Source organism: Streptococcus sp. DTU_2020_1000888_1_SI_GRL_NUU_041A (genome assembly GCF_032387735.1).
Lineage (GTDB): Bacteria > Bacillota > Bacilli > Lactobacillales > Streptococcaceae > Streptococcus > Streptococcus sanguinis.
The window spans coordinates 649675-675661 of record NZ_CP135591.1; the positions used below are offsets into that span (position 1 = coordinate 649675).

A 25987-nucleotide genomic window follows, 5' to 3' on the forward strand; every position below is an offset into this window, starting at 1 on the left:
TTTAGTGGTATTTCAGCAGCTATTTATGGTAAAATAAGAGGGAACTAAGTAAATAGGAGAAACAAAATGGAATCACATTTAGTTAGAATTATTAACCGCTTAGAAGCTATGGCTAAGGATGGCGGAAATTTGAAACGTAATTTTGAGCGTGAAGGAGTGGTTGTAGCAGAAGTAGCTTACAGTTACGACGAAGAAAACGGCTCTGTCTTCACCTTGCGTGATGTTGCAGCGCGTGAGACCTATACTTTCGACAGCATTGATTTGATTGCAATGGAAATTTATGAATTACTCTACTAAAAAGCACGTCGTTGCTTTTTATTTTTACCCTTTTTATCTTGTTTTGAAAAAGATTTAGTAGGTCTGAAAATTTTACCACTAGCTGCCAATGAATCCTCGTCTTATAACCTTGTATAAGAAAAAGTTATAGGCTGGGCACAGATTTTTTTGGTATAATGAAAAAGATAATGAAAAAGAAATGAGAATGACATGGCCCAGATTATTGATGGTAGAGGTTTGGCAGAGAAGCTTCAGAAAAAATTAGCTGAAAAAACGGCTCGCCTCAAAGAAAAGACAGGTCAGGTACCGGGCTTGGTAGTGATTGTGGTGGGAAATAATCCAGCCAGTCAAATCTACGTACGTAATAAAGAGCGCTCAGCCTTGGCTGCTGGCTTTCGGAGTAAGGTAGAACGTCTGCCAGAAGAGACTAGCCAAGAAGAGCTCTTGAGCTTGATTGAAACCTATAATCAAAATCCTGACTGGCATGGGATTTTGGTCCAGCTGCCCTTGCCTGAGCATATCGATGATGAAGCTGTGCTGCTGGCCATTGATCCAGACAAGGATGTTGATGGCTTTCATCCGCTTAATATGGGCAAACTATGGAGCGGCCATCCTGTTATGATTCCAGCTACTCCTGCGGGAATTATGGCAATGTTCCATGAATATGGCATTGAACTGGAAGGCAAGCGAGCGGTTGTCATCGGGCGGAGTAATATTGTTGGTAAGCCCATGGCTCAGCTGCTTTTGGCTAAGAATGCGACGGTTACTCTAACACATTCACGGACCCACAATCTAGCCAAGACTGCTAAGCGGGCAGATATTTTGGTGGTCGCTATCGGACGTGGACATTTTGTGACCAAGAACTTTGTCAAGGAAGGGGCTGTTGTCATTGATGTCGGTATGAATCGAGATGAAAATGGCAAGCTGATTGGCGATGTTAAGTTTGATGAAGTGGCTGAAATTGCCAGCCTGATTACCCCTGTACCTGGAGGTGTTGGGCCTATGACCATTACCATGCTGATGGAGCAGACCTACCAAGCCTTTAAACGGAGTCTTGAATCATGAAATTTGTTTTTGATCTGGATGGGACCTTGTCCTTTGATTATATGACGATTGATGAAGAGATTAAGCAGGTTCTGCTGACGTCTCCTCAGTTTGGGCATGAAGTTCTGTTTGCTTCGGCGCGCTCCTATCGGGATTGTCTGGGGCTATTAGGTCCGGAATTGAGCCAGCAGATAGTGATTGGCCTGAACGGCGGAGTAGCTTATCAGAATGGACAGCTGATGTTTGAGCGTCAGCTGCATCAGTCGAATTATCAAGCCATTTTAGATACTTGTTTGACCTATAATTTGCCTTTTTTCGTTGATAATACCTTTGCCAGATTTTAGAAAAAATCCCTTTTATTGCCAGTGTAGATCCTCTCAAGCGGGCAAGACGGCTGGAACTGACTGAACTCCAGCATCCTATTAAGGTCGTTATTTACATGGGGAATCATGAGCAACTCTTAGATGATGTACAGGCTCGTTTTGCAAGCTTGCCTAATCTAAGTCTAGACTATCATGAACATGAGAAATGTTTTTATATCAATCCGGCTGAAACCAATAAAGCTTCAACTGTAAAGGAATTATGCGGTTCGGATTATGTGGCTTTTGGTAATGATCAAAATGATATCCAGCTCTTTAAGAATTCTCTCTACGCTGTGCAGGTTGGGGATTTCCCAGGCTTGAGCGATTATGCGGATGAGCAGGTTGCCTTTCAGGAAAACTTACCTAAGGCAGTCGCAGCAAGAATCTTACAAAAATTTGCAGATTTCCGAAGAAAATAACTTTCTTGCGATACGAGGCACCTGTTTAGGTGCCTTTTGGTGTATAATGAAGATAGGTTTGGTCATCTTGAGACAGGGGCAAGATGAAGTTGGTCTAGGAGAATATCATGGTAAAAAATGCTGAAAATATTTTAAAAAAAGTCATTAGAGAACGCCCCCTAGAAAGTCACAAGGGCGATTACGGCCGTCTCTTATTGATTGGGGGGACCTATCCTTATGGGGGCGCCATTATCATGGCAGCTTTAGCGGCAGTCAATAGCGGAGCAGGTTTGGTGACTGTTGCTACAGATAGAGACAATGTCGCCCCTCTGCACAGTCATTTACCGGAGGCCATGGCCTTTGACTTAGAGGAGCAAGACCGATTGACAGAGCAGCTGGCTAAATCAGATTTAGTTTTGATTGGTCCAGGCCTAGCAGAGAATCAACTAGGTCTAGATATCCTACAAAAGGTAATCCAGACTGTGTCAGAACAGCAGATACTTATCATGGATGGTGGAGCCATCTCACTTTTTAGCAAAGCAGCTTTGCCATTTCCAAAAGCTCAGACAGTTTTTACCCCTCACCAAAAGGAATGGGAAGGCTTAGCGGGTTTGAGCTTGTCAGATCAGACAGCGGCAGCCAATCAGGCAGCGGTCAATCAACTGCCTCTGGGCAGTATTGTTGTGCAGAAAAAGCATGGAACGGCCATCTATCAAAGTGGTCAAGAGCAGGTCTTTGAGCTGACAGTGGGCGGACCTTATCAGGCAACTGGTGGAATGGGGGATACGCTGGCTGGTATGATTGCCGCATTTGCGGGTCAGTTCAAGTCAAGCAGCCTCTTTGAGCGAGTGGCGGCTGCAACCCTTCTTCATTCCCTTATCGCTGATGAACTGAGTCATGAAGCTTATGTCGTCCTGCCGACGGCTATCAGCAAAGCCATTCCAAGGTGGATGAAAGAGATGAGTCAGTAGACATTTTCTTGGGTTTTAAGTCAGCTGGGTTTCTTTTGTGGAAGCCCAGTTTTTTCTTGCTTTTTAGGGGATTTTTAGACTTTGTAATCGGTTTTTTATGCAGTTTTTTGTTATAATAAAAGTTACGGAAAAACTAGAAAAGAAAGGAAAAGGACATGCCAGAGTATTTGTCGGTTTCGACCTTGACCAAGTATCTGAAGATGAAGTTTGAACGGGATCCTTATTTGGAGCGGGTCTATCTGACTGGCCAGGTGTCCAATTTCCGCCGGCGTCCCAATCATCAGTATTTCTCATTGAAGGATGAGAAGGCTGTCATTCAGGTCACGATTTGGTCTGGTGTTTACCAGAAGTTGGGCTTTGAGCTGGAAGAAGGCATGAAAATAAATGTCATTGGCAGGGTACAGCTCTATGAGCCGAGCGGTTCCTATTCTATCATCATTGAAAAGGCAGAACCGGATGGTATCGGAGCCTTGGCTATCCAGTTTGAACAGCTCAAGAAAAAACTGGGAGAAGAAGGGCTTTTTCAAGATAAATTCAAGCAAGCCTTGCCCCAATTTCCTAAGAAAATCGGCGTCGTAACCAGTCCCAGCGGAGCGGTCATCCGAGATATTATCACGACGGTCAGCCGTCGCTTTCCGGGAGTGGATATTGTCCTTTATCCGACAAAAGTGCAGGGAGATGGGGCTGCAGCTCAGCTTGCTGACCACATCAGACTGGCCAATGAGCGGTCGGATTTGGATGTGCTGATTATTGGTCGAGGTGGTGGTTCTATCGAAGATCTCTGGTCTTTCAACGAAGAGGAAACAGTTCGGGCTATTTTTGAGTCACGGATTCCTGTTATTTCTAGTGTTGGCCATGAGACAGATACGACTTTGGCGGACTTTGTAGCAGATCGAAGGGCTGCCACTCCAACGGCTGCGGCTGAACTGGCCACCCCGGTCACGAAGCTGGACCTGCTGGGACATTTGCAGCAGCAGGAAAACCGTATGTCACGAGCGATTTCCAATCGCCTGACCTATTATCGAGAGAGACTGAATAAACTGACCCAGTCAGTTATCTTCCGACAGCCAGAACGGCTTTACGATGGTCATCTGCAGAAGTTAGACCAGCTCAACCTGCGACTGAAGCAAAAAATTCGCGAATATTATAGTGAAGAGCAACAGCGGGTCAAAATCATACAGCATCGTTTGGAGGCATTGAATCCGTTCAGTCGCGTTCAGCGTCTTCAAGAGCAGACTGCCCAGCTGGAGCGTTTGCTGCGTAGCAATATGGCAGTCATTTACGATAACAAGGTAGCTCAAGTCAGGAGATTGTCCGAGGCCTTGCTTATGCTGGATACCAGTCGAATCGTGGCGCGTGGCTATGCTATTGTCCAAAAGAATCAAAAGGTTGTCGAGTCAAGTGCTGGCATTGAAGAAAAAGATGAGCTGACCCTGCTCATGCGGGATGGGCAGCTGGAAGTAGAGGTAAAACATGTCCAAAGAAAAGAAATTTGAAGAAAACTTAGCAGACTTGGAAGTCATTGTCCAAAAGCTGGAAAATGGTGATGTAGCGCTGGAAGAGGCGATTGCGGAATTTCAAAAGGGGATGAAGCTTTCAAAGGAACTCCAGGCTAGTCTGGACAAGGCAGAAAAGACCTTAGTTAAGGTCATGCAGGCAGACGGCACAGAAACGGAAATGGAATGACAAGAAACGAGAAACTGGAAAAAATTGGTCTGACGATTGAAGGTTTTTATAGGTCTCAGCAAGTGTCGTCGGATTTATCAGAAGTTATTTTGTACTCGGTCCAGGCTGGCGGCAAGCGGATTCGTCCCTTACTGCTATTGGAGTTGATTCAAGCTTTTGGCCTAGAGCTGGCTGAGGCCCACTATCAGGTCGCGGCGGCTCTTGAGATGATTCACACTGGCAGCCTTATCCATGATGATTTGCCGGCTATGGATGATGACGACTATCGTCGCGGTCGCTTGACTAGCCATAAGAAGTTTGGAGAGGATATGGCTATTTTAGCGGGCGATTCTCTCTTTTTGGACCCCTATGGACTATTGGCAAGGGCCGAGCTGCCTAGTCAGGTCAAGGTGGACTTGATTTCTGAGTTGTCTCTGGCAGCAGGGAGCTTTGGTATGGTTGCTGGTCAAGTTCTGGACATGCAAGGCGAAGGCCAAGCAATTAGTTTAGAAGATTTAAAAATCATCCATGCCAATAAGACGGGTAAGCTACTGACCTATCCTTTTGTCGCAGCTGGTTTGATTGTTCAGGTCGAGCAGTCTGTTCAAGACAAGCTTCGTAGGATTGGAGAGCTCTTGGGCTTGGCCTTTCAAGTGCGGGATGATATTTTGGATGTGACAGCCAGCTTTGAAGAGCTGGGTAAAACCCCGCAGAAAGATTTAGCTGCGGCCAAGTCGACTTATCCAGCCTTTCTGGGACTGGATGGATCTAAGAACTTTTTCAATCAGACCCTTAATGAAGCTGTGGACATTCTGACAGACTTGGAAGAGAAGACAGAATTTTCAGGCGGAGAAATTCAAAAGATAATAGAAAGTTTGAGATTGAATGACTAAGGAAAGAGTAGATGTGCTGGCCTACAGACAAGGGCTCTTTGAGACCAGAGAGCAGGCTAAGCGTGGTGTAATGGCTGGACTGGTCATTGCTGCGGCCAATGGCCAGCGCTTTGACAAGCCGGGTGAAAAGATTGACACGGCCACAGAGCTGCGCTTAAAAGGTGAGAAACTCAGATATGTCAGCCGAGGCGGCCTCAAGCTAGAAAAGGCTTTGCAAGTCTTTGATATTTCGGTCACTGACCGAGTGACCTTGGATATCGGAGCTTCAACCGGCGGTTTTACAGATGTCATGCTGCAATACGGAGCTAAGCTGGTCTATGCGGTAGATGTCGGCACCAATCAACTGGCTTGGAAGCTCAGACAGGATGAGCGGGTTGTCAGCATGGAGCAGTATAATTTTCGCTATGCCCAAAGGACTGACTTTGAGCAGGAGCCGAGCTTTGCCAGTATTGACGTCAGCTTTATATCGCTGAGTTTGATTTTGCCGGCTCTGCATGAGATTTTGGCTCGGGATGGCCAAGTGGTTGCCTTAATCAAGCCCCAGTTTGAAGCAGGTCGCGAGCAGATTGGTAAAAAAGGGATTGTCAAGGATAAAAAGGTCCATTTGGCAGTTCTGGAAAAGGTCACAGCATTTATGCTGGAGGCTGGATTTTCTGTTAGGGGACTGGATTTTTCGCCTATTCAGGGCGGTCAGGGCAATGTAGAATTTCTGGCCTATTTAGAAAAGAGCACAGAGCCGCAACCTCTTGATTCAGCTATGATGACAGCTGTCGTAGAGGCAGCACACAAGGAATTTAAGGATGAATAAGAAGGATAGATTAGAAAAGATTAGACGCTTTGTCAGTGACTATGACATTGGCACACAGGAGGAAATTGTAGAACATCTCAGGGAGTCTGGGATTACAGCGACGCAGGCTACGGTCTCTAGGGATATCAAAGAGCTGGGCATTGTCAAGATACCGCTCAAGGATAACACCTATATCTACGAGCTGCCTAAGACCATGACCAGCAGTCTGGGCTTGGCCGAAAATAACATCCTGTCCTGTCAGGTCTTGAGAAATATGATCAATCTCAGTCTGGTTCCGGGGAGCACAGCACTGGTCAAGCGCCATCTTAGAAATGAATTTGCTGAGGATATTTTCAGTATCTTGGCAGACAACGACAGTATTTTGATGGTTATGATGACAGAGGAAGCAGCCGCAAGGGTTGCAACCATCATTCACCATTGGTAGGAAAGCCTATGTTATTAGAAATTTCGATTAAAAATTTTGCCATTATTGAGGAGATATCCCTTAATTTTGAGCAAGGTATGACGGTGTTGACCGGGGAAACCGGAGCTGGTAAGTCTATTATTATTGATGCGATGAACATGATGCTGGGCAGCCGTGCTACGACGGATGTTATTCGTCATGGGGCGCCCAAAGCTGAGATAGAGGGACTTTTTTCTCTGGAAAATAGCAGAGCTTTGCGAGAGATTTTTGAGGAGCAGGGCTGGGAACTGACCGATGAGCTGATTATCCGTCGGGAAATTCTGCAAAACGGCCGTAGTGTCAGCCGTATCAACGGTCAGATGGTTAATCTGTCTGTTCTAAAGGCTGTCGGCCAGCACTTGGTGGATATCCATGGTCAGCATGATCAGGAAGAGCTGATGAGACCCCAGGTTCATATTGCCATGCTAGATGAGTTTGGCTCAGCAGACTTTTTAAATCTCAAAGGCCGATATCAGGAGACCTTTGACCGCTATCGAAGCCTGCGCAAGCAAGTCCTGATTTTGCAGAAAAATCAGCAGGAGCATAAGGCCAGGATTGAGATGCTGGAGTTTCAGATGGCGGAGATTGAGAGCGCAGCCCTCAAAAGCGGTGAAGATACTGCCCTGCATCAGGAACGAGACCGCCTGCTCAACCACAAGTTCATTGCCGATACGCTGACGAATGCCTATACTATGCTGGATAATGAAGATTTTTCCAGTTTGACCAATGTCCGCTCAGCTATGAATGACCTTGAGTCTATCGAGGATTACGATCCAGCCTACAAGGAGCTTTCAGGCAGCTTGTCAGAGACTTATTATGTCTTGGAAGATGTCAGCAAGCGCTTAGAGGACATTTTAGATGGACTGGACTTTGACGGAGATCGGCTGCTGCAGGTGGAGAGTCGCTTAGACTTGATTAACAGCATCACACGTAAATACGGCGGCCAAGTAGATGATGTGCTGGATTACTTTGCTCAGATTTCCAAAGAATACAGCCTTTTAACTGGAAGTAACTTGTCCTCAGAGGATATGGACCGAGAGCTGAAGGCCTTGGAGAGAGAGCTGGTAGAGCTGGCCCAAGAGCTTAGTCAGGCTCGTCACGGACTAGCAGCCCAGCTGGAAGCGGAAATCAAGCAAGAGCTGCAGGACCTCTATATGGAAAAGGCGCGCTTTAAAGTGCAGTTCAGTAAGGGCAAGTTTAACCGTGAAGGCAATGAACAAGTAGAGTTTTACATCTCAACCAATCCAGGCGAGGATTTCAAACCTTTGGTGAAGGTTGCGTCTGGCGGGGAGCTCTCCCGTCTCATGTTGGCTATCAAGTCTGCCTTTTCTCGTAAGGAAGGCAAAACCAGCATTGTCTTTGACGAAGTGGATACGGGCGTTTCTGGCCGAGTGGCCCAGGCTATTGCTCAGAAGATTCACAAGATTGGCTCCAATGGCCAAGTCTTGGCCATTTCCCATCTGCCGCAGGTCATTGCGATTGCCGATTATCAGTTCTTTATTGAGAAGATTTCGGATGAGAATTCGACCGTCTCAACGGTTCGCCTGCTGACGGCTGACGAGCGTGTTCAGGAAGTCGCTAAGATGCTGGCTGGTGAAGATGTGACGGAGGCTGCTTTGACTCAAGCCAGAGAATTATTAAAAAAATAAACAAGCGAGGCTGAGACACTAGTGTTTCGGTCTCCTTTAGGAGGTGGCGCATATGACAGAATATTTTACAATCGGTGATGTCCATGGTAAGGCTAGTATGCTAGATGAGCTGCTCCAGCACTGGGACGGTTGCAGCCAACTAGTCTTTCTAGGCGACTTGATCGATCGAGGCGAGGACAGCCGAGCAGTTTTGGAGCGGGTCAAGAATTTAGTAGATCAGAAAGGAGCTGTTTGTCTGTCTGGCAATCATGAGTATATGTTTCTGACCTGGCTGGACAATCCTGAAAAGTCTTATGACCACTACCGGCGTAATGGCGGAGATACGACGATTAATTCGCTTTTAGGTCGACCTCTCAATGCTCCTGTAGATGGAGTAGCAGACGCGGAACGTGTCAAGACGGAGGCGGCCAATTTAGTAGATTTTATTCGCCAGATGCCTTTCCTATTGGAGACGGAACAGTACATTTTTGTTCATGCTGGTCTAGATTTGGAGCTGAAAGACTGGCGAGAAACCAGTGATTATCAAAAAGTTTGGATTCGCGCTCCTTTTCACGAAGGCAGTAATCAGACTGGCAAAACGATTGTCTTTGGTCATACACCGACATTTTACCTCTTGCATAAGGCACCGGGAACTGATCAGCTATGGATGACTGAGGATGGCAAGATTGGCATGGATGGCGGAGCTGTCTATGGCGGAGTACTCCACGGAGTTCTCTTCGGTCATAATGGCATCATAGAGCGGTATGCCATAAAAAATGAGGGTTTGGTAGCCGAAGACTGAAAAAGATCGGGAAAATCCAATCTTTTTTTGCTGAGTTTCTCTCTGAAAACCAGCTTTTTCCCAAAATTTTCCCCAACAAAGCTAAAAATGCTGCATGTAAACACTTTTTCATCTAATTTTAAAGAAGCGCAAAAAGATTAAAAAACTAAAACAAGCAGATTAAATTTAGGAAACGCTTGGCCTGAGCTGTGATTTTAGCGAATATTCCCCCACAAAACCATAAAAATTTGGTATAATGTAGTGTAATAACAAGTTAAATTTTAGATACAGAGTAGGAAATCTATGACAAAAATAAAAATCGTAACTGACTCATCCGTAACCATTGAACCGGAGGTTGCTAAGGAATTAGACATTACAATTGTGCCTCTCTCTGTTATGGTGGACGGGGTGGTCTATTCGGATGCAGACCTAGAGGAAGGTGAGTTCCTTCGTCTTATGCAGTCTAGTCGCAATCTTCCTAAAACCAGCCAGCCGCCTGTCGGAGTTTTTGCTGATGTTTTTGATCGCTTGGCAGAGGATGGAGCACAGATTATCTCTATTCACATGTCTCATGCCTTGTCAGGGACTGTCGAAGCCGCCCGTCAGGGAGCGACTTTGGCTAATGCTGATGTGACGGTTGTTGACAGCTCTTTTATTGATCAGGCTATGAAGTTCCAAGTCACTGAAGCAGCTAAACTGGCCAAAGAAGGGGCTGACCTAGAGGAGATTATAGCTAAAATTGAAGAAGTAAAGGAAAAGACAGAACTCTATATCGGTCTCTCTACCTTAGAAAATCTGGTTAAAGGAGGCCGCATAGGCCGAGTTTCTGGTCTGATTAGCTCCCTGCTCAATATCCGTGTCATCATGCAAATGAAGGACCATCAGCTGGAGCCCATTGTCAAGGGAAGGGGCGCTAAGACCTTTAAGAAATGGCTGGATGATTTGACAGTAAGTCTGCAAAACAAACAAGTGGCTGAAATTGGAATTTCCTATGCAGGCAGTCCAGAATTGGCACTAGAAATGAAGGAAAGTTTACAGCCGTATGTCAAGAAACCTATTTCAGTGCTGGAAACAGGGTCCATTATTCAGACACATACTGGGGAAAATGCTTGGGCTGTGCTGATTCGTTACGAATAAAACCATAATAATTTAGAAAATAGCGGCTTAGTACTTGACCTGAATGCTTTTTTTAGATATGATAATATTTGTTAGGGTTATTAACCCAGAAAAAATTTGGAGGATTTGTTAAATGGCTAACAAACAAGATTTGATCGCAAAAGTAGCAGAAGCTACAGAATTGACTAAAAAAGATTCAGCAGCAGCAGTTGACGCTGTATTCGCAGCTGTAACTGAGTACCTTTCAAAAGGTGAAAAAGTTCAACTTATCGGTTTTGGTAACTTTGAAGTTCGTGAGCGTGCAGCACGTAAAGGCCGCAACCCACAAACTGGTAAAGAAATCAAAATCGCAGCTTCTAAAGTACCAGCTTTCAAAGCAGGTAAAGCTCTTAAAGACGCTGTAAAATAATTTTGGTTAATAAAGGCCTGATACACTTGCCTCTGGCGAGTATGTCAGGTTTTTCTTTTTGCTTTCAGTTCTTGAGCTCAATAAAAGATTTAGGTGCTTCGAGAAAGTTGATTGATGAATTTTCTTGGAGTTTTTATTTTGCAGTAAAGTGAAGAAATTTGTCTCTATACAAAAGAAAATGATAAGAGACAAACATTTTTAAAGACTTAAAATAAAAAGTTTAAAATTTTAGCAAAAGTGCTTTTAAATCATAGGTGTTTATGATAAAATGAAGGGAGCATTTCTTTTTGTGTAATGATTGTGAGATCATTGAAAAAGTTTAGGAGGTAAGAAATGAAATGGAAACCACTTCAGGGCTCACTGCGCCCTGTTAATCCTTTTGGCAGCAAATTTCGCCTGCTGATGGGATTGTTTGTCGTGCTTTTTTCAATCTTTCTACTCCCCATTCAGACCTTGTCTGCCTTGGAGGAGCTGAAGGATGGAACGGATTTGTCCAAGTTGAATATTCATAAGTTTGACTTGAATGTTAACAATGTCAGTGTTCTTTCTAAGTCAGAGGCGATTGAACAGGTTCATCTGACTAATCCAAACTATGAGTATCTGGGAGCGGTTTATCCTGGAGAAATGGAAAATTTTACCATCAAGGTAGACAAGTCTCAGAAAGCAGATCAGGTCTTTAATAAGCCGCTTTCTCTTAAGTTCTCTAATGTTGGAACGGCTTATGGAAAACAAGTAGATGCCTATCTGACTTTTAATAAGGTAACACTCCACTATCTGAACTCATCTACAGCAGAAGCTCAGATGAATGATGCTCAAAAAAATGCAGTTGAATTTTTCTCTATTTCAGAGTTGTGGGAAAGAAGCGCTTTTGAGATTGGGAATATCCCATATGTGGATGCTGCCCATAATAACATTATGAACAAAGCTTTCTGGGTGGAGGCTGATGTTACAGCAGAGCTACGCTATGCGGATGGTTCGGATACAGATTTGAAGTTGGTTATGAAACCGACAGACATTGATGTAGTTGACGGCTTTGGTCTAAAAGAGTCTTTCTATATTAATGATTATAAAAATGCTGTTGATAAGCGCTTGATGAACAATGCCAATGCTTTGAATCAAACAGATCAGAGCGGTCGGACAATTTGGGAAGCGACGACTTCAACTAGCGGTGCTGCTAATGAAAACAACATCTCTGGTTTGGCCGTTCGTTCTGCAGATAACACATTGAATTTCGGTTATTTATCAACAGAAGCTTGCTCGGCAGTCTTTGGTCTTTATATTGAAAAAGTTGATCCCAAGCCAGTCTTAGAAGTGGATCCAGTTAAGATTCCAGCTAAGGAAGGTCAAGATGTGACTTATAAGGGAACCTTCAAGATTCCAGTTCCTGGTAAGGATATTTTGGCTACCCCGACTACTATTGAAATGACTGAAACCTTTGATGAGCGTCTGGATTACAAAGAGCTCAAGGTTGAGGCTGGCGGTAATGCCTTGCAGGAAGGTCGTGATTACACGATTGAAAAGAAAGGCCAGACCGTTACGGTCAAGATGATACCGGAGTATATTAAAGCAAATTCTTCTCAGGATATAGTCATTACCTACAAGACTGCAACCAATCAAAAGGTAGCAGAAAAGGGTGCTGCAACGATTGCAAATACCGTGACTTTAAAAGTAGATAATCTTTCAGCACCATCTAATCAAGTTACTACTGACTTGCTCTATGAAAAGAAACATGAATTTGTCAGTGGCACTGCTGGTAAGGAACTCCCGCAGGAAATCAAAGACCTAACACCAGAAACAGAAAAGAATCTGGAGAATGGTACTAAGACCACCCCGACACAACCGGCTAAAACGGAAGTGCAGACCGCTGATGGCACTTGGACCTTCAAGTCTTACGACAAGGCAGAAGAGACTATCACCGGAGCAGATGCGCACTTTGTTGGCACTTGGGACTTTACTCCAGCGCCAACCTATAAGGCAACTCACGAGTTCGTTAGTGGCACAGCAGGTAAAGAACTTCCACAAGCAGTGAAAGACTTGCTTCCAGCCGACAAGCCTGACTTGGCAGATGGCACTAAGGCAACTCCAACCCAGCCATCTAGTACAGAAGTGAAAACCGCCGACGGCACTTGGACCTTTAAGTCGTATGATAAGACAGAAGAGACCATTAATGGAGCAGATGCGCATTTTGTTGGTACCTGGGAATTCACAGTGACTCCATCATCAACTTATAAAGCTGTGCATGAGTTTGTTAGCGGTACAGCTGGTAAAGACTTACCACAAGCAGTGAAGGATTTGCTTCCATCCGACAAGCCTGATTTGGCCGACGGTACGAGAGCTACTTCAACGCAGCCAGTGAAGACAGAAGTGAAGACCGCTGATGGCACTTGGACCTTTAAGTCTTACGATAAAGCGGAAGAGACCATCAATGGAGCAGATGTGGAGTTCGTCGGCACTTGGGACTTTACTCCAGCGCCAACCTATAAGGCTACTCACGAATTCGTTAGTGGCACAGCAGGTAAAGAACTGCCACAAGCAGTGAGGGATTTACTTCCAGCCGATAAGCCTGATTTGGCAAATGGCACTAAGGCAACTCCAACCCAGCCATCTAGTACAGAAGTGAAAACCGCCGACGGTACATGGACCTTTAAGTCTTACGACAAGACAGAAGAGACTATCAACGGAGCGGACGCTCACTTTGTTGGTACATGGGAATTCACAGCAACTCCGTCATCAACTTACAAGGCTACATATGAATTTGTCAGCGGCACAGCAGGTAAGGAATTACCGCAAGAAGTGAAAGCTTTCCTTCCAACTGATAAATCTGATTTGGCAGACGGCACTAAGACCACTCCAACGCAGCCAGTGAAGGCAGAAGTTGAAACATCTGATGGCACCTGGAGCTTCCAGTCATATGACAAGAACGAAGCAACTATTAATGGAGCAGATGCTAAATTTGTTGGAACTTGGACATTTGTGGCGAAGCCTAGTCCAGCACTAACCTACAAAGCTACTCATGAGTTCGTCAGTGGCACAGCAGGTAAAGAATTGCCACAAGAAGTGAAAGCTTTGCTTCCAAGAGATAAATCTGATTTGGAAGACGGTAGCAAGACCACTCCAACCCAGCCAGTCAAGACAGAAGTTGAAACATCTGATGGCACCTGGAGCTTCCAGTCATATGACAAGAACGAAGCAACCATTAATGGTGCAGACGCTAAATTTGTTGGAACTTGGACGTTTGCAGCGAAGCCTAGCCCAGCACCAACTTACAAGGCTACACATGAATTTGTCAGTGGCACAGCAGGTAAGGAACTTCCACAAGAAGTGAAAGCTTTGCTTCCAAGAGATAAATCTGATTTGTCAGACGGCACTAAGACCACTCCAACACAACCAGTCAAGACGGAAGTGAAGACAGCAGATGGCAGCTGGAGCTTCCAGTCATATGACAAGAACGAAGCAACTATTAATGGTGCAGATGTTCACTTTGTCGGTACTTGGACTTTTGCAGCTGACTCGACTACGCTTACTGGCAGTGTGATCTGGATTGACAATGATAACGGTGCAGGTCTCCGACCACAGAGTGTCCTTGTTCACTTACTTGCAGATGGACATGATACAGGCATCAGCGTAACTGTTGATGAGGCGATGGGCTGGAAATACAGCTTTGAAAACCTGCCTCGCTTCAAGGATGGAAAAGAAATCGTCTATAGTGTCCGCGAGGACGAAGTGGAAGGCTACAGCAATCAAGCTGAAGGTATGAATGTAACCAATCGCTTGCTTGTAGATGCTCAAGTTAAAGAGATTGGCAAGAAACGAATTCTGCCTAAGACCGGCCAAGATACATCTGTCTGGATGCTGATTCTTGGATTCTTGACTTTTGGAGGAGCAGTTGGCTTGACCAAACGTCAGCGTGACTAAGATTAAGCTTCAGTAAAAAGCTTTGAAAATCTAGAATATATGAAAAGTCTGTTGTCTCAACTTTTGTTGGGAATAACAGGCTTTTTATTTTTCAGGGAAAGATAAGCATTATAAGCAGTCAAATGCTTGAATTTTTCATAAAATTAAAAATAAGCTTGTATTTTTCTAGTAAGTATGGTAAATTATTTTAGTAAAAAATTATACAAAGGAGACTGTTGATGAAGACAAAAACATTAGCAATCGTAAATGGACTTGTTGGACTTATTGGTGGTATTATTCTACTTTTGTGGCCATTCTTCATTTGGGTTATTTATTTTATGCTAGGTGTATTTGACATCCTGAAAATTGCAATCCTAGCTTTGGGAATTGCTGGTATTGTCTACTATAAGGATGACAATCGTGTGGGACCAGCAGGCTCTATCTTGATGATTGTAGGTGGAATTTTTACCTTTAATAACTTCTTGGGCTGGATTGGTGCTATTCTTTCTATCATAGGCGGTTCCCTTTATTTAGCAAGCTTGAAGAGATTCCAAGCATAGAGCGAGGATTGAAAAAATACTAGTTTAAAGCTTGCATTGCCTTAAATGGATAAGCAATCATGCAGAAGCAGGATGATGAACTTTGGTTAGTTCTGTCCTGCTTTTTTCTTTTTAGCTTATTTACAATCATTCTTAATAGCCAAGTAAGCCTAGTCATGGTATAATGGTAATGACTTAGATGAGAGGCTATAACGGAGTAAATAATGAAACAAGAACATCAGCATGACTTTGACCAAGTAATTGGCCATTTACGCGCCAAGGGCGTGCGTATTACAGAAACGCGGAAGGCGGTAATTGACTATATTATCCAAAGTCACGACCATCCTAGCGCTGAAATGATATATCAGGACTTGAAGCCCAATTTCCCTAATATGAGTCTGGCAACAGTCTATAATAATCTCAAGGTTCTGATTGATGAGGGCTTTGTCGCTGAGCTCAAGGTTCGCAATGATACGACAACCTACTTTGACTTTATGGGTCATCAACATCTCAATGTTATCTGTGAAAAATGCGGCCGTATCGCTGATATGGAGCTGGAACTTCCGGATGTGAAGCATGAGGCTGAAGTGCAGACTGGCTACCACATCACCCAAAGCCAAACGACTGTCTATGGCCTATGCCCCCAATGCCAGCAGGAGGCGGTGTGACAGCGAGGGTGATTAGGAGCTTTTTGGAGCCTAAAGACGAACAAAGTTCTGACTAGCTTCGCAAATTCAATTTTCAACTTCAAATCAGTACTTGAGCAATCAGCTATTGCGCCAAGATTCTATTTCTAATAAAAAGCAAGGCTAGAACTTATGTCTCTTAGCCTTTTTCTATGTGTTTTAGCAAGGCATGTTCGCAGGATATCATCTGAGCTTAGAGACGTTGGTACCTAGTCAAGTACAGCACTTAGCAAGATCAGATATTTTAAGGACAACCCCTTATATACTTATGCTATTATTTTACAGGCCAATTCTCTTTTGATATAATGAAAGCAGAATAAAGCCTTGTACAAAGAGATTCAAAGAGTTCTGAAGGATTTACAATATAGGTAAATTCGTCATAAGTCTGTAGTATCGAAATCTTTAAGGGGTATTACTTTGTGGGTGGGTTAGATTTTTAGGAGGCTTTATGTTCTGGAGAAGAGATTGGGAGGAAGAGATATCAGGAAGCAGAGAATCGCCTTTTTTGGAATGCCGTCATCTTCTTTTTGAAGGGGAATCGGACTATCCTATTTGTCCTTCCTGTGGCAAGCTAATAAAGGAAAATCTTCCTCAAAACAGTGTGGATCGCTCACGTCTTTTTCTGATTTATCAAAAAGTGAAGCGAGTATGGAGTGTCAAAATTGGGATTACTTCAACACTGCTTATTATCATTCTATCTTATTGGTTGCCACAGGTTATAGGTGGCTGGTTTCTATGGACAGGCGACTATGGATTTAGTAGATTTATTCCTTCTAGTTCTCATAATCCCACCTTATTTAGTGTGACACTTTTTGGCTACATTCCCTTATTTATCCTTTTTGTAGCAAGAGAGCGTGTTAAGCGATTTTTCACCTTCTCTTTGAGGATTGAGCATTTTCATAAAATTCTTTATTCTTGGCCTGTTCAGCTTACTCTCTTTATCTTTGTTATCATCTTATTAAGTGCTTATATGCCTAAGTTTTATGAAATGGAAGGAGAATCGTTGATTGTCAAGCAAATTCAGCTAACTCCCGCTCAGCAGACTAAGGGAGTAGAGCTCTTTGTCTTTGTCAATATGCTTTGTAACTGGATAGTAGCAGGCTTGTTGGCCATTCATCAACTGATAGACAGGCGGCGGACTTGGTGGCTCAAGGAAGCCAACGAGGTTTATCTGTCTGGCGGGTGTTAAGGCAAAGGTTTCTGCTAGGAAATACAAAAGCGCTTTCTTGCTGAAAAACGTCTGATTTGACGAAATAGGCTAGCTTTTTAGGCGAAAATTTTGTAAAATAGAATAGATAAACGGGGACTGCCTCGGAAAATAAAAGGAGAATCCATCTAATGGTAAAATTAGTTTTTGCTCGCCACGGTGAGTCTGAATGGAACAAAGCTAACCTTTTCACTGGTTGGGCTGATGTTGACTTGTCTGACAAAGGTACACAGCAAGCAATCGACGCTGGTAAACTGATTAAAGAAGCTGGTATCGAGTTTGACCAAGCTTACACTTCAGTTTTGAAGCGTGCGATTAAGACAACTAACCTTGCTTTGGAAGCGGCTGATCAGCTTTGGGTACCAGTTGAAAAATCATGGCGCTTGAATGAGCGTCACTATGGCGGTCTGACTGGTAAAAACAAGGCAGAAGCAGCTGAGCAATTTGGTGATGAACAAGTGCATATCTGGCGTCGTTCATACGATGTATTGCCTCCAGCAATGCCACGTGATGATGAGTACTCAGCACACACTGACCGTCGTTATGCTTCACTTGACGACTCAGTAATTCCAGATGCTGAAAACTTGAAAGTGACACTTGAGCGTGCCCTTCCATTCTGGGAAGACAAGATTGCTCCAGCTTTGAAAGATGGCAAAAATGTCTTTGTAGGTGCACACGGTAACTCTATCCGTGCTCTTGTGAAGCACATCAAACAATTGTCTGACGATGAAATCATGGATGTGGAAATTCCAAACTTCCCACCATTGGTATTCGAATTTGACGAAAAATTGAATGTAGTAAAAGAATACTACCTTGGAAAATAAGCTTAAAGGAATCTGAGATTATTCTCAGGTTCTTTGCTTTTCCAGAGAGGAAGGACAAGGATTGTTAGAAGCCTAGCTAGCAAGTCTTGTCTGTTCAGTGGTTTGACGGACTTCCTCTTAACTCGTCCACATTTTCAGATTTTCTATCAGTTTTGAAACATTCATCGAGCTGGATTTATGGTAAAATAAAGGTCAGAACTTTTACTAGAATGAGAGAGAAGATGGCAAGGAAGAAGAGAAAATTTGACAGTCATTCCATCACCAGAAGGCTTTATCTGCTGTTTGGAATCGTGATGCTTTTGTTTTTAGCCTTGATTGCTCGTCTGGGCTATATGCAGGTGGTCAATCAGGACTTTTACACGGATAAGTTAGCTAAGGCCAGCAAGACCAAGATTACCACTAGCTCAGTGCGTGGGCAGATTTATGATGCTACTGGCAAGCCCTTGGTGGAAAATACGACCAAGCAGGTGGTGACCTATACACGGGATAACCGGCTGACTGCTGGGGAGATTCGGGCGACAGCTCAAAAGCTTTTGACCTATGTCAGTGTCAGCGATACAGAGGTGACAGACCGCCAAGAGGTGGATTATTATTTGGCGGACAGCGCAGTCTATCAGGAAGTGGTGGAAAAGCTGCCCAAGGACAAGAAATTTGATACTGACGGCAACCGTTTGCCTGAGTCCAAAATCTATAAGGCGGCAGCTGAGAGCATTGATCCTAAGCAGCTGGGCTATACGGATGAGGAAAAGAAGGCCATTGTTCTCTTTAGTCAGATGAATGCCATTTCCAACTTTGCGACGGGGACCATCCAGACAGATCCGCTGACAACAGAGCAGGTAGCTGTACTGGCTTCTAGCAGCAAGGAGCTGCCAGGTATCAGTGTCTCAACGGGCTGGGACCGTAAGGTCTTGGATACCTCGCTGGCTTCCATCGTGGGTAATATCTCGACGGAAAAGACTGGACTTCCGGCTGAAGAAGTGGATGATTACCTGAAAAAAGGCTACTCCCTCAATGACCGGGTGGGGACCTCCTATCTAGAAAAGCAGTATGAGTCAGTCTTGCAAGGCAAGCGAGCTGAGAAGGAGATTCATCTGGACAAAAATGGTAATATGGAGAGTGTGGAAAATATCTCTGACGGCAGCAAGGGAGACAATCTCAAGCTGACGGTGGACTTGAACTTCCAGCAGGGAGTGGAGGACATTCTCAAAAATGCCTTTAATGCAGAGTTGGCTAGTGGCAATGCGACTTACTCTGAGGGTGTCTACGCCGTAGCTATGGATCCAAATACCGGCGCCGTTTTAGCTATGGCAGGCATCCGGCACGATCTGGAAACGGGAGAAAGCTCGGTCGATGCTCTGGGGACCATGACTAATGTCTTTGTTCCGGGATCTGTTGTCAAGGCTGCAACTCTGACCTCGGGCTGGGAGAATAATGCCATTAGCGGCAACCAAGTCCTGACAGACCAGCCGATTAGCTTTGGCGGTACGGACAGTATCACTTCTTGGTTTACCCAGTATGGTTCACGTGCTATCACAGCCCAAGAGGCCTTGGAATACTCTTCCAATACCTATATGGTGCAGGTAGCGCTGAAGATGATGGGGACGCCTTACTCAGCGGATATGAAGCTGGATTTTGATGAGCTGGATCCGTCCATGAAAAAGCTGCGGTCGACTTTTGCGGAGTATGGTCTGGGCACTTCGACAGGGATTGATTTGCCAAATGAGTCCACAGGTTATCTTCCAGATAAGTTTACCTTTGCCAACTATCTGACCAATTCTTTCGGCCAGTTTGACAACTATACAACGCTTCAGCTGGCCCAGTATGCCTCAACAGTAGCTAATAATGGCAAGCGTGTGGCTCCGCATATCGTTGAAGGCATTTACGGCAACAGTGACCAAGGAGGACTCGGTGATTTGGTGCAGAAAATTGATACCAAGGAGCTGAACCAGGTCAATATCTCTGACGAGGATATGAGCATTATCAAGCAAGGCTTCTATCAAGTGGTTCATGGCAGCAGTGGCTTTACGACTGGTCGAACCATTTCCCAGGGAGAGAGCGTGCCAATCAGTGCCAAGACTGGTACGGCTGAGACCTTTGTGGACAAGGGCAAGAAAGAAGCCATCAATACCAATGTCGTGTCCTATGCACCAAGTGAGAAACCGCAGATTGCGGTGGCGGTGGTGTTCCCTCACAATACGGACCTATCTTCTACTGTCAGCCACAGTATCACTCGTGATATTATCAATCTATACAATCAACAACACCCTATGAATTAGTGCTCAATGAAAATCATCAGCAAACATAGAAAGCTAATGCAGTCAGTGCTCAAGTAGAGCAATCTGGTTTGAGGAGATTTTTTGAGAATAGAGAAAGGATTTTATGCTTTACCCAACCCCTATTGCCAAGCTGATTGATAGTTTCTCAAAACTGCCTGGTATCGGTATCAAGACAGCTACACGTTTAGCCTTTTACACCATTGGAATGAGTGATGATGATGTCAACGAATTTGCTAAAAATCTTTTGGCAGCTAAGCGTGAACTAAGTTACTGCTCAATTTGTGGTAATCTGACGGATGAAGATCCCTGCGCTATTTGTCGAGACGAATCGCGTGATCAATCTACAATCTTAATTGTTGAGGATAGTAGAGATGTCTCAGCCATGGAAAATATTCAAGAATACCACGGACTTTATCATGTCCTGCATGGCTTGATTTCACCTATGAACGGTATTGGACCGGATGATATCAATCTTAAAAGCTTGATTACTCGTCTGATGGATAGTGAGGTGACAGAAGTTATTGTTGCGACCAATGCGACAGCAGACGGAGAGGCAACCTCTATGTATATCTCAAGGGTCTTGAAACCTGCTGGTATTAAGGTGACTCGACTAGCGCGTGGTTTAGCAGTTGGCTCCGACATTGAGTATGCGGATGAGGTTACGCTGATTCGCGCTATCGAAAATCGTACAGAATTATAAAAATAAGGATTCTTCTATTCTTGAAGAATCTTTTTTCTATTCAAAAAAAATCGGAATTATGATATACTAAAACGGTCTAAAGAGAATCAATCTCAAGTATAAAATCTTTAAAGAATAGGATAGACGAGATGGCAAAGAAAAGTTTAATTTTGTTGTACGGTGGTCGTAGTGCAGAGCGGGAAGTATCAGTCTTGTCGGCAGAAAGCGTTATGCGGGCTATCAATTATGATCTATTTTCTGTAAAAACATACTTCATCACGAAAGAGGGCGACTTTATCAAGACTCAGGAATTTGAAGCAAAGCCAGTAGCTGATGAAAAGCTGATGACCAATGCCACAGTGGACATGTCTCGGAAGATTAAGCCTAGCGATATTTACGAAGCTGGAGCAGTGGTCTTTCCAGTCCTGCATGGTCCCATGGGCGAAGATGGCTCAATTCAAGGCTTCCTAGAAGTACTCAAAATGCCTTATGTCGGCTGTAATATTCTATCTTCTAGCCTGGCCATGGATAAAATCACGACCAAGCGAGTTCTGGAATCAGCAGGTATTGCTCAAGTACCTTATGTAGCGGTGGTTGATGGTGAGGATCTAGAGCAAAAAATCCAGGAAATCGAAGAGAAATTGTCCTATCCCGTCTTCACCAAACCTTCTAATATGGGCTCCAGTGTCGGCATTTCTAAATCGGAGAACCAAGCAGAACTGCGTGCTTCTCTGGACCTGGCTTTCAAATATGACAGCCGGGTACTGGTTGAGCAGGGAGTGACAGCTCGGGAGATTGAGGTTGGGCTTCTGGGCAATGTGGATGTCAAAAGTAGTCTTCCAGGGGAAGTTGTTAAGGACGTGGCTTTCTATGACTATCAAGCCAAATACATTGACAATAAAATCACCATGGCAATCCCAGCTCAGCTTCCTGAAGGTGTTGTGAATACTATGCGTCAAAATGCCGAGACAGCTTTTCGTGCTCTGGGTGGTCTGGGGCTGTCCCGCTGTGATTTCTTCTATGCAGAAGATGGTCAGGTCTTCCTTAATGAACTCAATACCATGCCAGGTTTTACCCAGTGGTCTATGTATCCATTGCTTTGGGAAAATATGGGGCTGGCCTATCCTGACTTGATTGAGAAACTAGTTGGCCTAGCTGAAGAGGCATTTGCCAAGAGAGAGGCGCATCTTCTCTAAAATATGATATAATAGAGGGGCTGAAAATTTTCGGTCCTTTCTTTTTGCGAGCAAACCGAAAAACGAGGAAGAAGTATGAAATTATATTTATATGAAATCGCAGAAGTCCTATCTGCGAAAAATGATGTGACTCAGTTTGAAAACGTCCCTCTTAGAAATGCTGAGTTTGACAGCCGCTTGATTGAGCCGGGTGGCCTTTTTGTGCCGCTTAAGGGAGCGCGTGATGGCCATGACTTTATTGCGACAGCCTTTACTCAGGGAGCTGCTGCCACCCTATCTGAGCGTCCAGTGGCAGAGGGGGCTTATATCTTGGTCGATGATGTGCTGACGGCCTTCCAGCGCTTGGCCCAGTATTATCTGGAAAAGATGCAGGTGGATGTGCTGGCGGTGACAGGTTCCAATGGTAAAACGACGACCAAGGATATGCTGGCTCAGCTACTAGCAACCACTTACAAGACCTATAAGACACAGGGCAATTACAACAATGAAATCGGCCTGCCTTACACGGTTCTTCACATGCCTGAGGATACAGAGAAACTTGTCTTAGAAATGGGACAGGACCACTTGGGCGATATCCATCTCCTGTCTGAACTTGCCAAACCTAAGACGGGCATTGTAACTCTGGTCGGAGAAGCCCATCTGGAATTTTTCGGCAGCCGAACTGAAATTGCCCAAGGCAAGATGCAGATTGCGGACGGTTTGAGAAAAGATGGTCTCTTGATCGTTCCGGCGGATAAGATTGTCAATGAATTTCTGCCAGCAGACTGCAAACTGGTTCGCTTTGGTCCTGATGCGGATATCTTCCTGACGCGTCTGGAAGAGCGCAAGGACAGCTTGAGCTTTGACTGCAACTTTTTAGAGCAAAAGATTGACCTGCCTGTGACCGGTAAGTACAATGCGACCAACGCCATGATTGCAGCCTATGCAGCTTTGCAAGAGGGTGTATCTGAGGCGGATATTGCTCAAGCCTTTTCTGAGCTAGAGCTGACCCGCAATCGAACGGAGTGGAAGAAAGCTGGTAATGGCGCAGATATCCTATCGGATGTCTACAATGCAAATCCAACAGCCATGCGCTTGATTCTTGAGACCTTCTCGACCATTCCGGCCAATCCAGGCGGAAGAAAATTGGCAGTGCTAGCGGATATGAAAGAGCTGGGAGCGGACGCTAAGTCCATGCATGGCTCAATGATTACCAGTCTCAATCCAGAAATTGTGACCGACCTTTTCCTCTATGGACAGGACATGGAAGCCCTCTATGACTATGCCAAGGAGATTTACCCGCCAGGCAAGGTCCATTACTTTATCAAAAATGACGAGAAAGACCAGTTTGAACAGCTGACCAAAGCTGTCAGAGAGAAGCTGACTCCTGCCGACCAAATTCTTCTAAAAGGCAGCAATTCCATGAATCTGGCTAAGCTGGTAGAGGACTTGGAAGATGGAAACTAAAGAAACTGCAAAAACCATTCAACGTCTCCTTTCTATTACAGAGACAGGATTGGCATTTAGTCGTGATGAATTTGATCGAGAGCGTTACTTAGAACTCCGTCAGCTTTTGGGACACCTCCTGGCTGATTGGTCAGATTTGGATGGGAAAGAATTGGCAGAGTTGTTGCGCCCAACGGATTTTTATGCCACTCCCTTGATTGATGTCCGCGCCTTACTGGTTCGAGACGGAAAAGTCTGTTTAGTCAAGGGTAAAAATGAGAAAACTTGGGCTTTACCTGGCGGCTTTTGTGAAGTCGGACTATCTCCTAAGGAAAATATCGTCAAGGAAGTCCAAGAAGAAACGGGATTTAATGTTTCAGTTTCGCGTCTGCTTGCAATATTTGATACTAATAAATTTCAATTTCAGAGTAAGCAATATGCTAAACTGGTCTTTGAGTGTCAGATAGAGGATGGAGATTTTCAGCCTAATACAGAAATAGAAGACTTAGCTTTCTTTGATATCCAATCTTTACCAGAATTATCTTCTAAGCGGACGACAAAAGAACAGTTGGAAATCCTTTGGGAGATTTATCAAGGAGATAGAGAACAGTATTTGGATTAGTTAAGTAAGTTTCTGGAATGCTTTTTGTCTGAAAAAGCTAGAAATTATTGCAACAACAGGCAAACTCAACCTTGTTCAAACCTTATATTAGAATGGAAACCTAGGAGATGGGAATAAGAGATATGTTTACAACCTATAAAACCGAACCGCCTCAACTGGGACTTTGGTATTTTGTTCTTTTGGGGCTGGTCTTTGCGATTATCTGGCTTTCCTATCGCTACTACAATCGGAAGCCTTACCAGCAGCTATTTGTCGGGATGCAAGCTTGCCAGCTGATAGGCCTCTACTCTTGGTATATGCTGACTGCTGCCCCACTGTCTGAAAGTCTGCCTTTTTATCATTGCAGGATGGCCATGTTTGCCTTGATGTTTCTGCCTAATCGCTCAGTGTATAAATATTATTTTGCACTTTTGGGGACTTTTGGATCGATTGTAGCCTTTATTTATCCGATTTTTGATCCTTACCCTTTTCCCCATATCACTATTTTGTCCTTTATCATCGGTCATCTAGCGCTCTTGGGAAATTGTTTGATTTATCTTTTCAGATATTATCATACTTTCTCTATGAGCTGGCAGCGAGTGGTGTGGACGACCTTTCTGATGAATGCGTTTTTGCTTGTTATCAATATGTTGACAAAGGGTTCTTATGGATTTCTCACAGATCCGCCGCTTGTTGGCAATCACGGACTCCTGCTCAATTATCTGCTTGTCTCAATCGTCTTAAGTGCAGCAGTCTGCTTGGTTTCTGAAATTTTTAAGCGCGTGGAGCAGACCAAGACAGTCACCCTAACCTAATCATCTAACGGAGGATTTATGAAAGATTTTTTAACTACGACAAAAACGGTAGCACCGCCTATCTCGATTTTATGGTATGCTGTGATGATTGCTCTGGTTTTGCTGTCTATTTGGAGCTCGCTCAAATACCATGATAATCCGCGTTTTGTCAAGGCTTTTAAGTGGATTCAGATTGCTCAACTGCTGATGCTTTATAGCTGGTATTTTGTTTTTCGGATTCCCTTTACCAATAGTCTACCCTTTTATCATTGCCGTCTGGCTATGTTTGCGGTGGTCTTTCTGCCAGATAAATGGCGCAGCAAGCAGTATTTTGCTCTATTAGGAGCCAGCGGAGCGGTCTTTGCCTTGGGCTACCCAGTCTTTGACCCCTATGATTTCCCGCATATTACCAGCTTCTCTTTCCTGATTGGTCACTATGCTCTCTTGGTTAATTCCTTGATTTATCTGATGAATCACTACGACAAGACCCTGCTCAAGAAATACATGATTGTAGCTTACACCTTTGGACTCAATCTTTTCCTAGTCGGCGTTAATCAAGTGACCGGAGGTAATTACGGTCTGCTAAAAAGTCCGCCTTTTATCCCTAACGCTCCCTTATGGATAAAATACCTTCTTGTGTCAGTCATTCTTTCTCTGGCTCTGGTTCTCTTTGATATATTGTTTAAGATACGGTGGAAAAAGCAGTTAAGTCTGGTCCAAAGTTAATTCACTTTAAATTTATAGCTCCTGTCAAGTTAATGTCGCAGGAATTTTCTTAATTAGATAGTTTTATCATGACTTGCTTTGCTTCTAGTAACAAATGGACTGTTTGTCTATCAACTCTTTAAGCTGGTCGAGCTAGACGCTTCTGTGACAGCTGAAGAAAAGGAAGAGCTGGAAATCAGAAAAACGCCTGCTCTATTTACTGGGTTTAATCTTCATCTTTACAATTTTCCTCTTTAACAGTGTCATTGTAAGATTTTAAAGGAAATTTCATTGACTTAGACTTAGGAGAATAGAATCGCTCGAAAGAGCGATTTTTATCTTCTTTAGATAATTGAAAAAAAACGCTA

Annotated in this window: 24 protein-coding genes and 2 pseudogenes; all 26 read left to right on the forward strand. The window is 44.2% G+C overall.

Features of this window, described 5'->3' with window-relative positions:
* Positions 1 to 66: 66 nt before the first annotated feature.
* The 26 genes and pseudogenes from RSK81_RS03320 (at position 67) to RSK81_RS03445 (ending at position 25640) form a co-directional block, all read left to right on the forward strand.
* Positions 67 to 297 (forward strand): DUF1797 family protein, encoded by a 231-nt coding sequence (locus tag RSK81_RS03320; RefSeq protein ID WP_002896146.1) that lies wholly within the window; start codon positions 67 to 69, stop codon positions 295 to 297.
* A 189-nt stretch (positions 298 to 486) separates the two neighbouring features.
* Positions 487 to 1341 carry a bifunctional methylenetetrahydrofolate dehydrogenase/methenyltetrahydrofolate cyclohydrolase gene (locus tag RSK81_RS03325; RefSeq protein WP_002902603.1) on the forward strand — a complete coding sequence of 285 codons (855 nt, stop codon included), beginning with the start codon at positions 487 to 489 and terminating at the stop codon, positions 1339 to 1341.
* Positions 1338 to 2101, forward strand: a pseudogene (locus RSK81_RS03330) (HAD hydrolase family protein). Before RSK81_RS03325 ends, RSK81_RS03330 begins: the two are co-directional and overlap by 4 nt.
* Positions 2102 to 2208: 107 nt before the next feature.
* Positions 2209 to 3051: an NAD(P)H-hydrate dehydratase gene (locus RSK81_RS03335; protein WP_268697764.1), complete on the forward strand. Its 843-nt coding sequence runs from the start codon at positions 2209 to 2211 to the stop codon at positions 3049 to 3051.
* Positions 3027 to 3262 (forward strand): annotated as a pseudogene (locus RSK81_RS03340) (initiator RepB protein). Before RSK81_RS03335 ends, RSK81_RS03340 begins: the two are co-directional and overlap by 25 nt.
* The gene (gene xseA / locus RSK81_RS03345; protein WP_268697763.1) at positions 3207 to 4547 is read left to right on the forward strand and encodes an exodeoxyribonuclease VII large subunit; all 1341 of its coding nucleotides are present in this window, start codon (positions 3207 to 3209) and stop codon (positions 4545 to 4547) included. Before RSK81_RS03340 ends, xseA begins: the two are co-directional and overlap by 56 nt.
* Entirely contained in the window at positions 4525 to 4737 is a 213-nt protein-coding gene (locus tag RSK81_RS03350) for an exodeoxyribonuclease VII small subunit (RefSeq protein WP_002896137.1), read from the forward strand. The genes xseA and RSK81_RS03350 overlap by 23 nt, the downstream gene beginning before the upstream one ends.
* Positions 4734 to 5609: a polyprenyl synthetase family protein gene (locus RSK81_RS03355; protein ID WP_268697762.1), complete on the forward strand. Its 876-nt coding sequence runs from the start codon at positions 4734 to 4736 to the stop codon at positions 5607 to 5609. Before RSK81_RS03350 ends, RSK81_RS03355 begins: the two co-directional genes overlap by 4 nt.
* Entirely contained in the window at positions 5602 to 6417 is an 816-nt protein-coding gene (locus RSK81_RS03360; protein WP_315687422.1) for a TlyA family RNA methyltransferase, read from the forward strand. Before RSK81_RS03355 ends, RSK81_RS03360 begins: the two co-directional genes overlap by 8 nt.
* Positions 6410 to 6841, forward strand: coding sequence for an arginine repressor (locus RSK81_RS03365; RefSeq protein WP_011836656.1), 432 nt, complete (start codon positions 6410 to 6412; stop codon positions 6839 to 6841). The genes RSK81_RS03360 and RSK81_RS03365 overlap by 8 nt, the downstream gene beginning before the upstream one ends.
* Before the next feature lie 8 nt (positions 6842 to 6849).
* Positions 6850 to 8508, forward strand: a complete 1659-nt coding sequence (recN, locus tag RSK81_RS03370) for a DNA repair protein RecN (protein ID WP_002917530.1) — start codon at positions 6850 to 6852, stop codon at positions 8506 to 8508.
* 52 nt (positions 8509 to 8560) lie between these two features.
* Positions 8561 to 9289, forward strand: coding sequence for a metallophosphoesterase (locus RSK81_RS03375; protein WP_315687424.1), 729 nt, complete (start codon positions 8561 to 8563; stop codon positions 9287 to 9289).
* Positions 9290 to 9571: 282 nt separating this feature from the next.
* The gene (locus RSK81_RS03380; protein WP_315687425.1) at positions 9572 to 10405 is read left to right on the forward strand and encodes a DegV family protein; all 834 of its coding nucleotides are present in this window, start codon (positions 9572 to 9574) and stop codon (positions 10403 to 10405) included.
* A 112-nt stretch (positions 10406 to 10517) separates the two neighbouring features.
* A complete protein-coding gene (locus RSK81_RS03385) occupies positions 10518 to 10793 on the forward strand; it encodes an HU family DNA-binding protein (RefSeq protein ID WP_002896125.1) in 276 nt (91 codons plus the stop codon).
* Positions 10794 to 11126: 333 nt separating this feature from the next.
* Entirely contained in the window at positions 11127 to 14708 is a 3582-nt protein-coding gene (locus RSK81_RS03390; RefSeq protein ID WP_315687427.1) for an LPXTG-anchored SHIRT domain periscope protein, read from the forward strand.
* Between the two features lie 218 nt (positions 14709 to 14926).
* The gene (locus RSK81_RS03395; RefSeq protein ID WP_149566221.1) at positions 14927 to 15247 is read left to right on the forward strand and encodes a hypothetical protein; all 321 of its coding nucleotides are present in this window, start codon (positions 14927 to 14929) and stop codon (positions 15245 to 15247) included.
* Between the two features lie 203 nt (positions 15248 to 15450).
* On the forward strand, positions 15451 to 15894 hold the full coding sequence (locus RSK81_RS03400) for a Fur family transcriptional regulator (RefSeq protein ID WP_002896119.1): 444 nt from the start codon (positions 15451 to 15453) through the stop codon (positions 15892 to 15894).
* A gap of 466 nt (positions 15895 to 16360) precedes the next feature.
* Positions 16361 to 17101, forward strand: a complete 741-nt coding sequence (locus RSK81_RS03405; protein WP_002896116.1) for a hypothetical protein — start codon at positions 16361 to 16363, stop codon at positions 17099 to 17101.
* Between the two features lie 149 nt (positions 17102 to 17250).
* The gene (locus RSK81_RS03410) at positions 17251 to 17943 is read left to right on the forward strand and encodes a phosphoglycerate mutase (protein ID WP_268681739.1); all 693 of its coding nucleotides are present in this window, start codon (positions 17251 to 17253) and stop codon (positions 17941 to 17943) included.
* A gap of 209 nt (positions 17944 to 18152) precedes the next feature.
* Positions 18153 to 20219 carry a penicillin-binding protein PBP2B gene (gene pbp2b, locus RSK81_RS03415; protein WP_315687432.1) on the forward strand — a complete coding sequence of 689 codons (2067 nt, stop codon included), beginning with the start codon at positions 18153 to 18155 and terminating at the stop codon, positions 20217 to 20219.
* Between the two features lie 103 nt (positions 20220 to 20322).
* Positions 20323 to 20919, forward strand: a complete 597-nt coding sequence (gene recR, locus RSK81_RS03420) for a recombination mediator RecR (RefSeq protein WP_008809387.1) — start codon at positions 20323 to 20325, stop codon at positions 20917 to 20919.
* Positions 20920 to 21047: 128 nt separating this feature from the next.
* Positions 21048 to 22094, forward strand: coding sequence for a D-alanine--D-alanine ligase (locus tag RSK81_RS03425; RefSeq protein ID WP_315687435.1), 1047 nt, complete (start codon positions 21048 to 21050; stop codon positions 22092 to 22094).
* A 75-nt stretch (positions 22095 to 22169) separates the two neighbouring features.
* A complete protein-coding gene (locus RSK81_RS03430) occupies positions 22170 to 23540 on the forward strand; it encodes a UDP-N-acetylmuramoyl-tripeptide--D-alanyl-D-alanine ligase (protein WP_002917526.1) in 1371 nt (456 codons plus the stop codon).
* On the forward strand, positions 23530 to 24141 hold the full coding sequence (locus RSK81_RS03435; RefSeq protein WP_002902622.1) for an NUDIX hydrolase N-terminal domain-containing protein: 612 nt from the start codon (positions 23530 to 23532) through the stop codon (positions 24139 to 24141). The genes RSK81_RS03430 and RSK81_RS03435 overlap by 11 nt, the downstream gene beginning before the upstream one ends.
* A gap of 107 nt (positions 24142 to 24248) precedes the next feature.
* Positions 24249 to 24935, forward strand: coding sequence for a TIGR02206 family membrane protein (locus tag RSK81_RS03440; RefSeq protein WP_002913787.1), 687 nt, complete (start codon positions 24249 to 24251; stop codon positions 24933 to 24935).
* An 18-nt stretch (positions 24936 to 24953) separates the two neighbouring features.
* Positions 24954 to 25640: a TIGR02206 family membrane protein gene (locus RSK81_RS03445; RefSeq protein WP_002917525.1), complete on the forward strand. Its 687-nt coding sequence runs from the start codon at positions 24954 to 24956 to the stop codon at positions 25638 to 25640.
* The last annotated feature ends 347 nt before the right edge of the window (positions 25641 to 25987 follow it).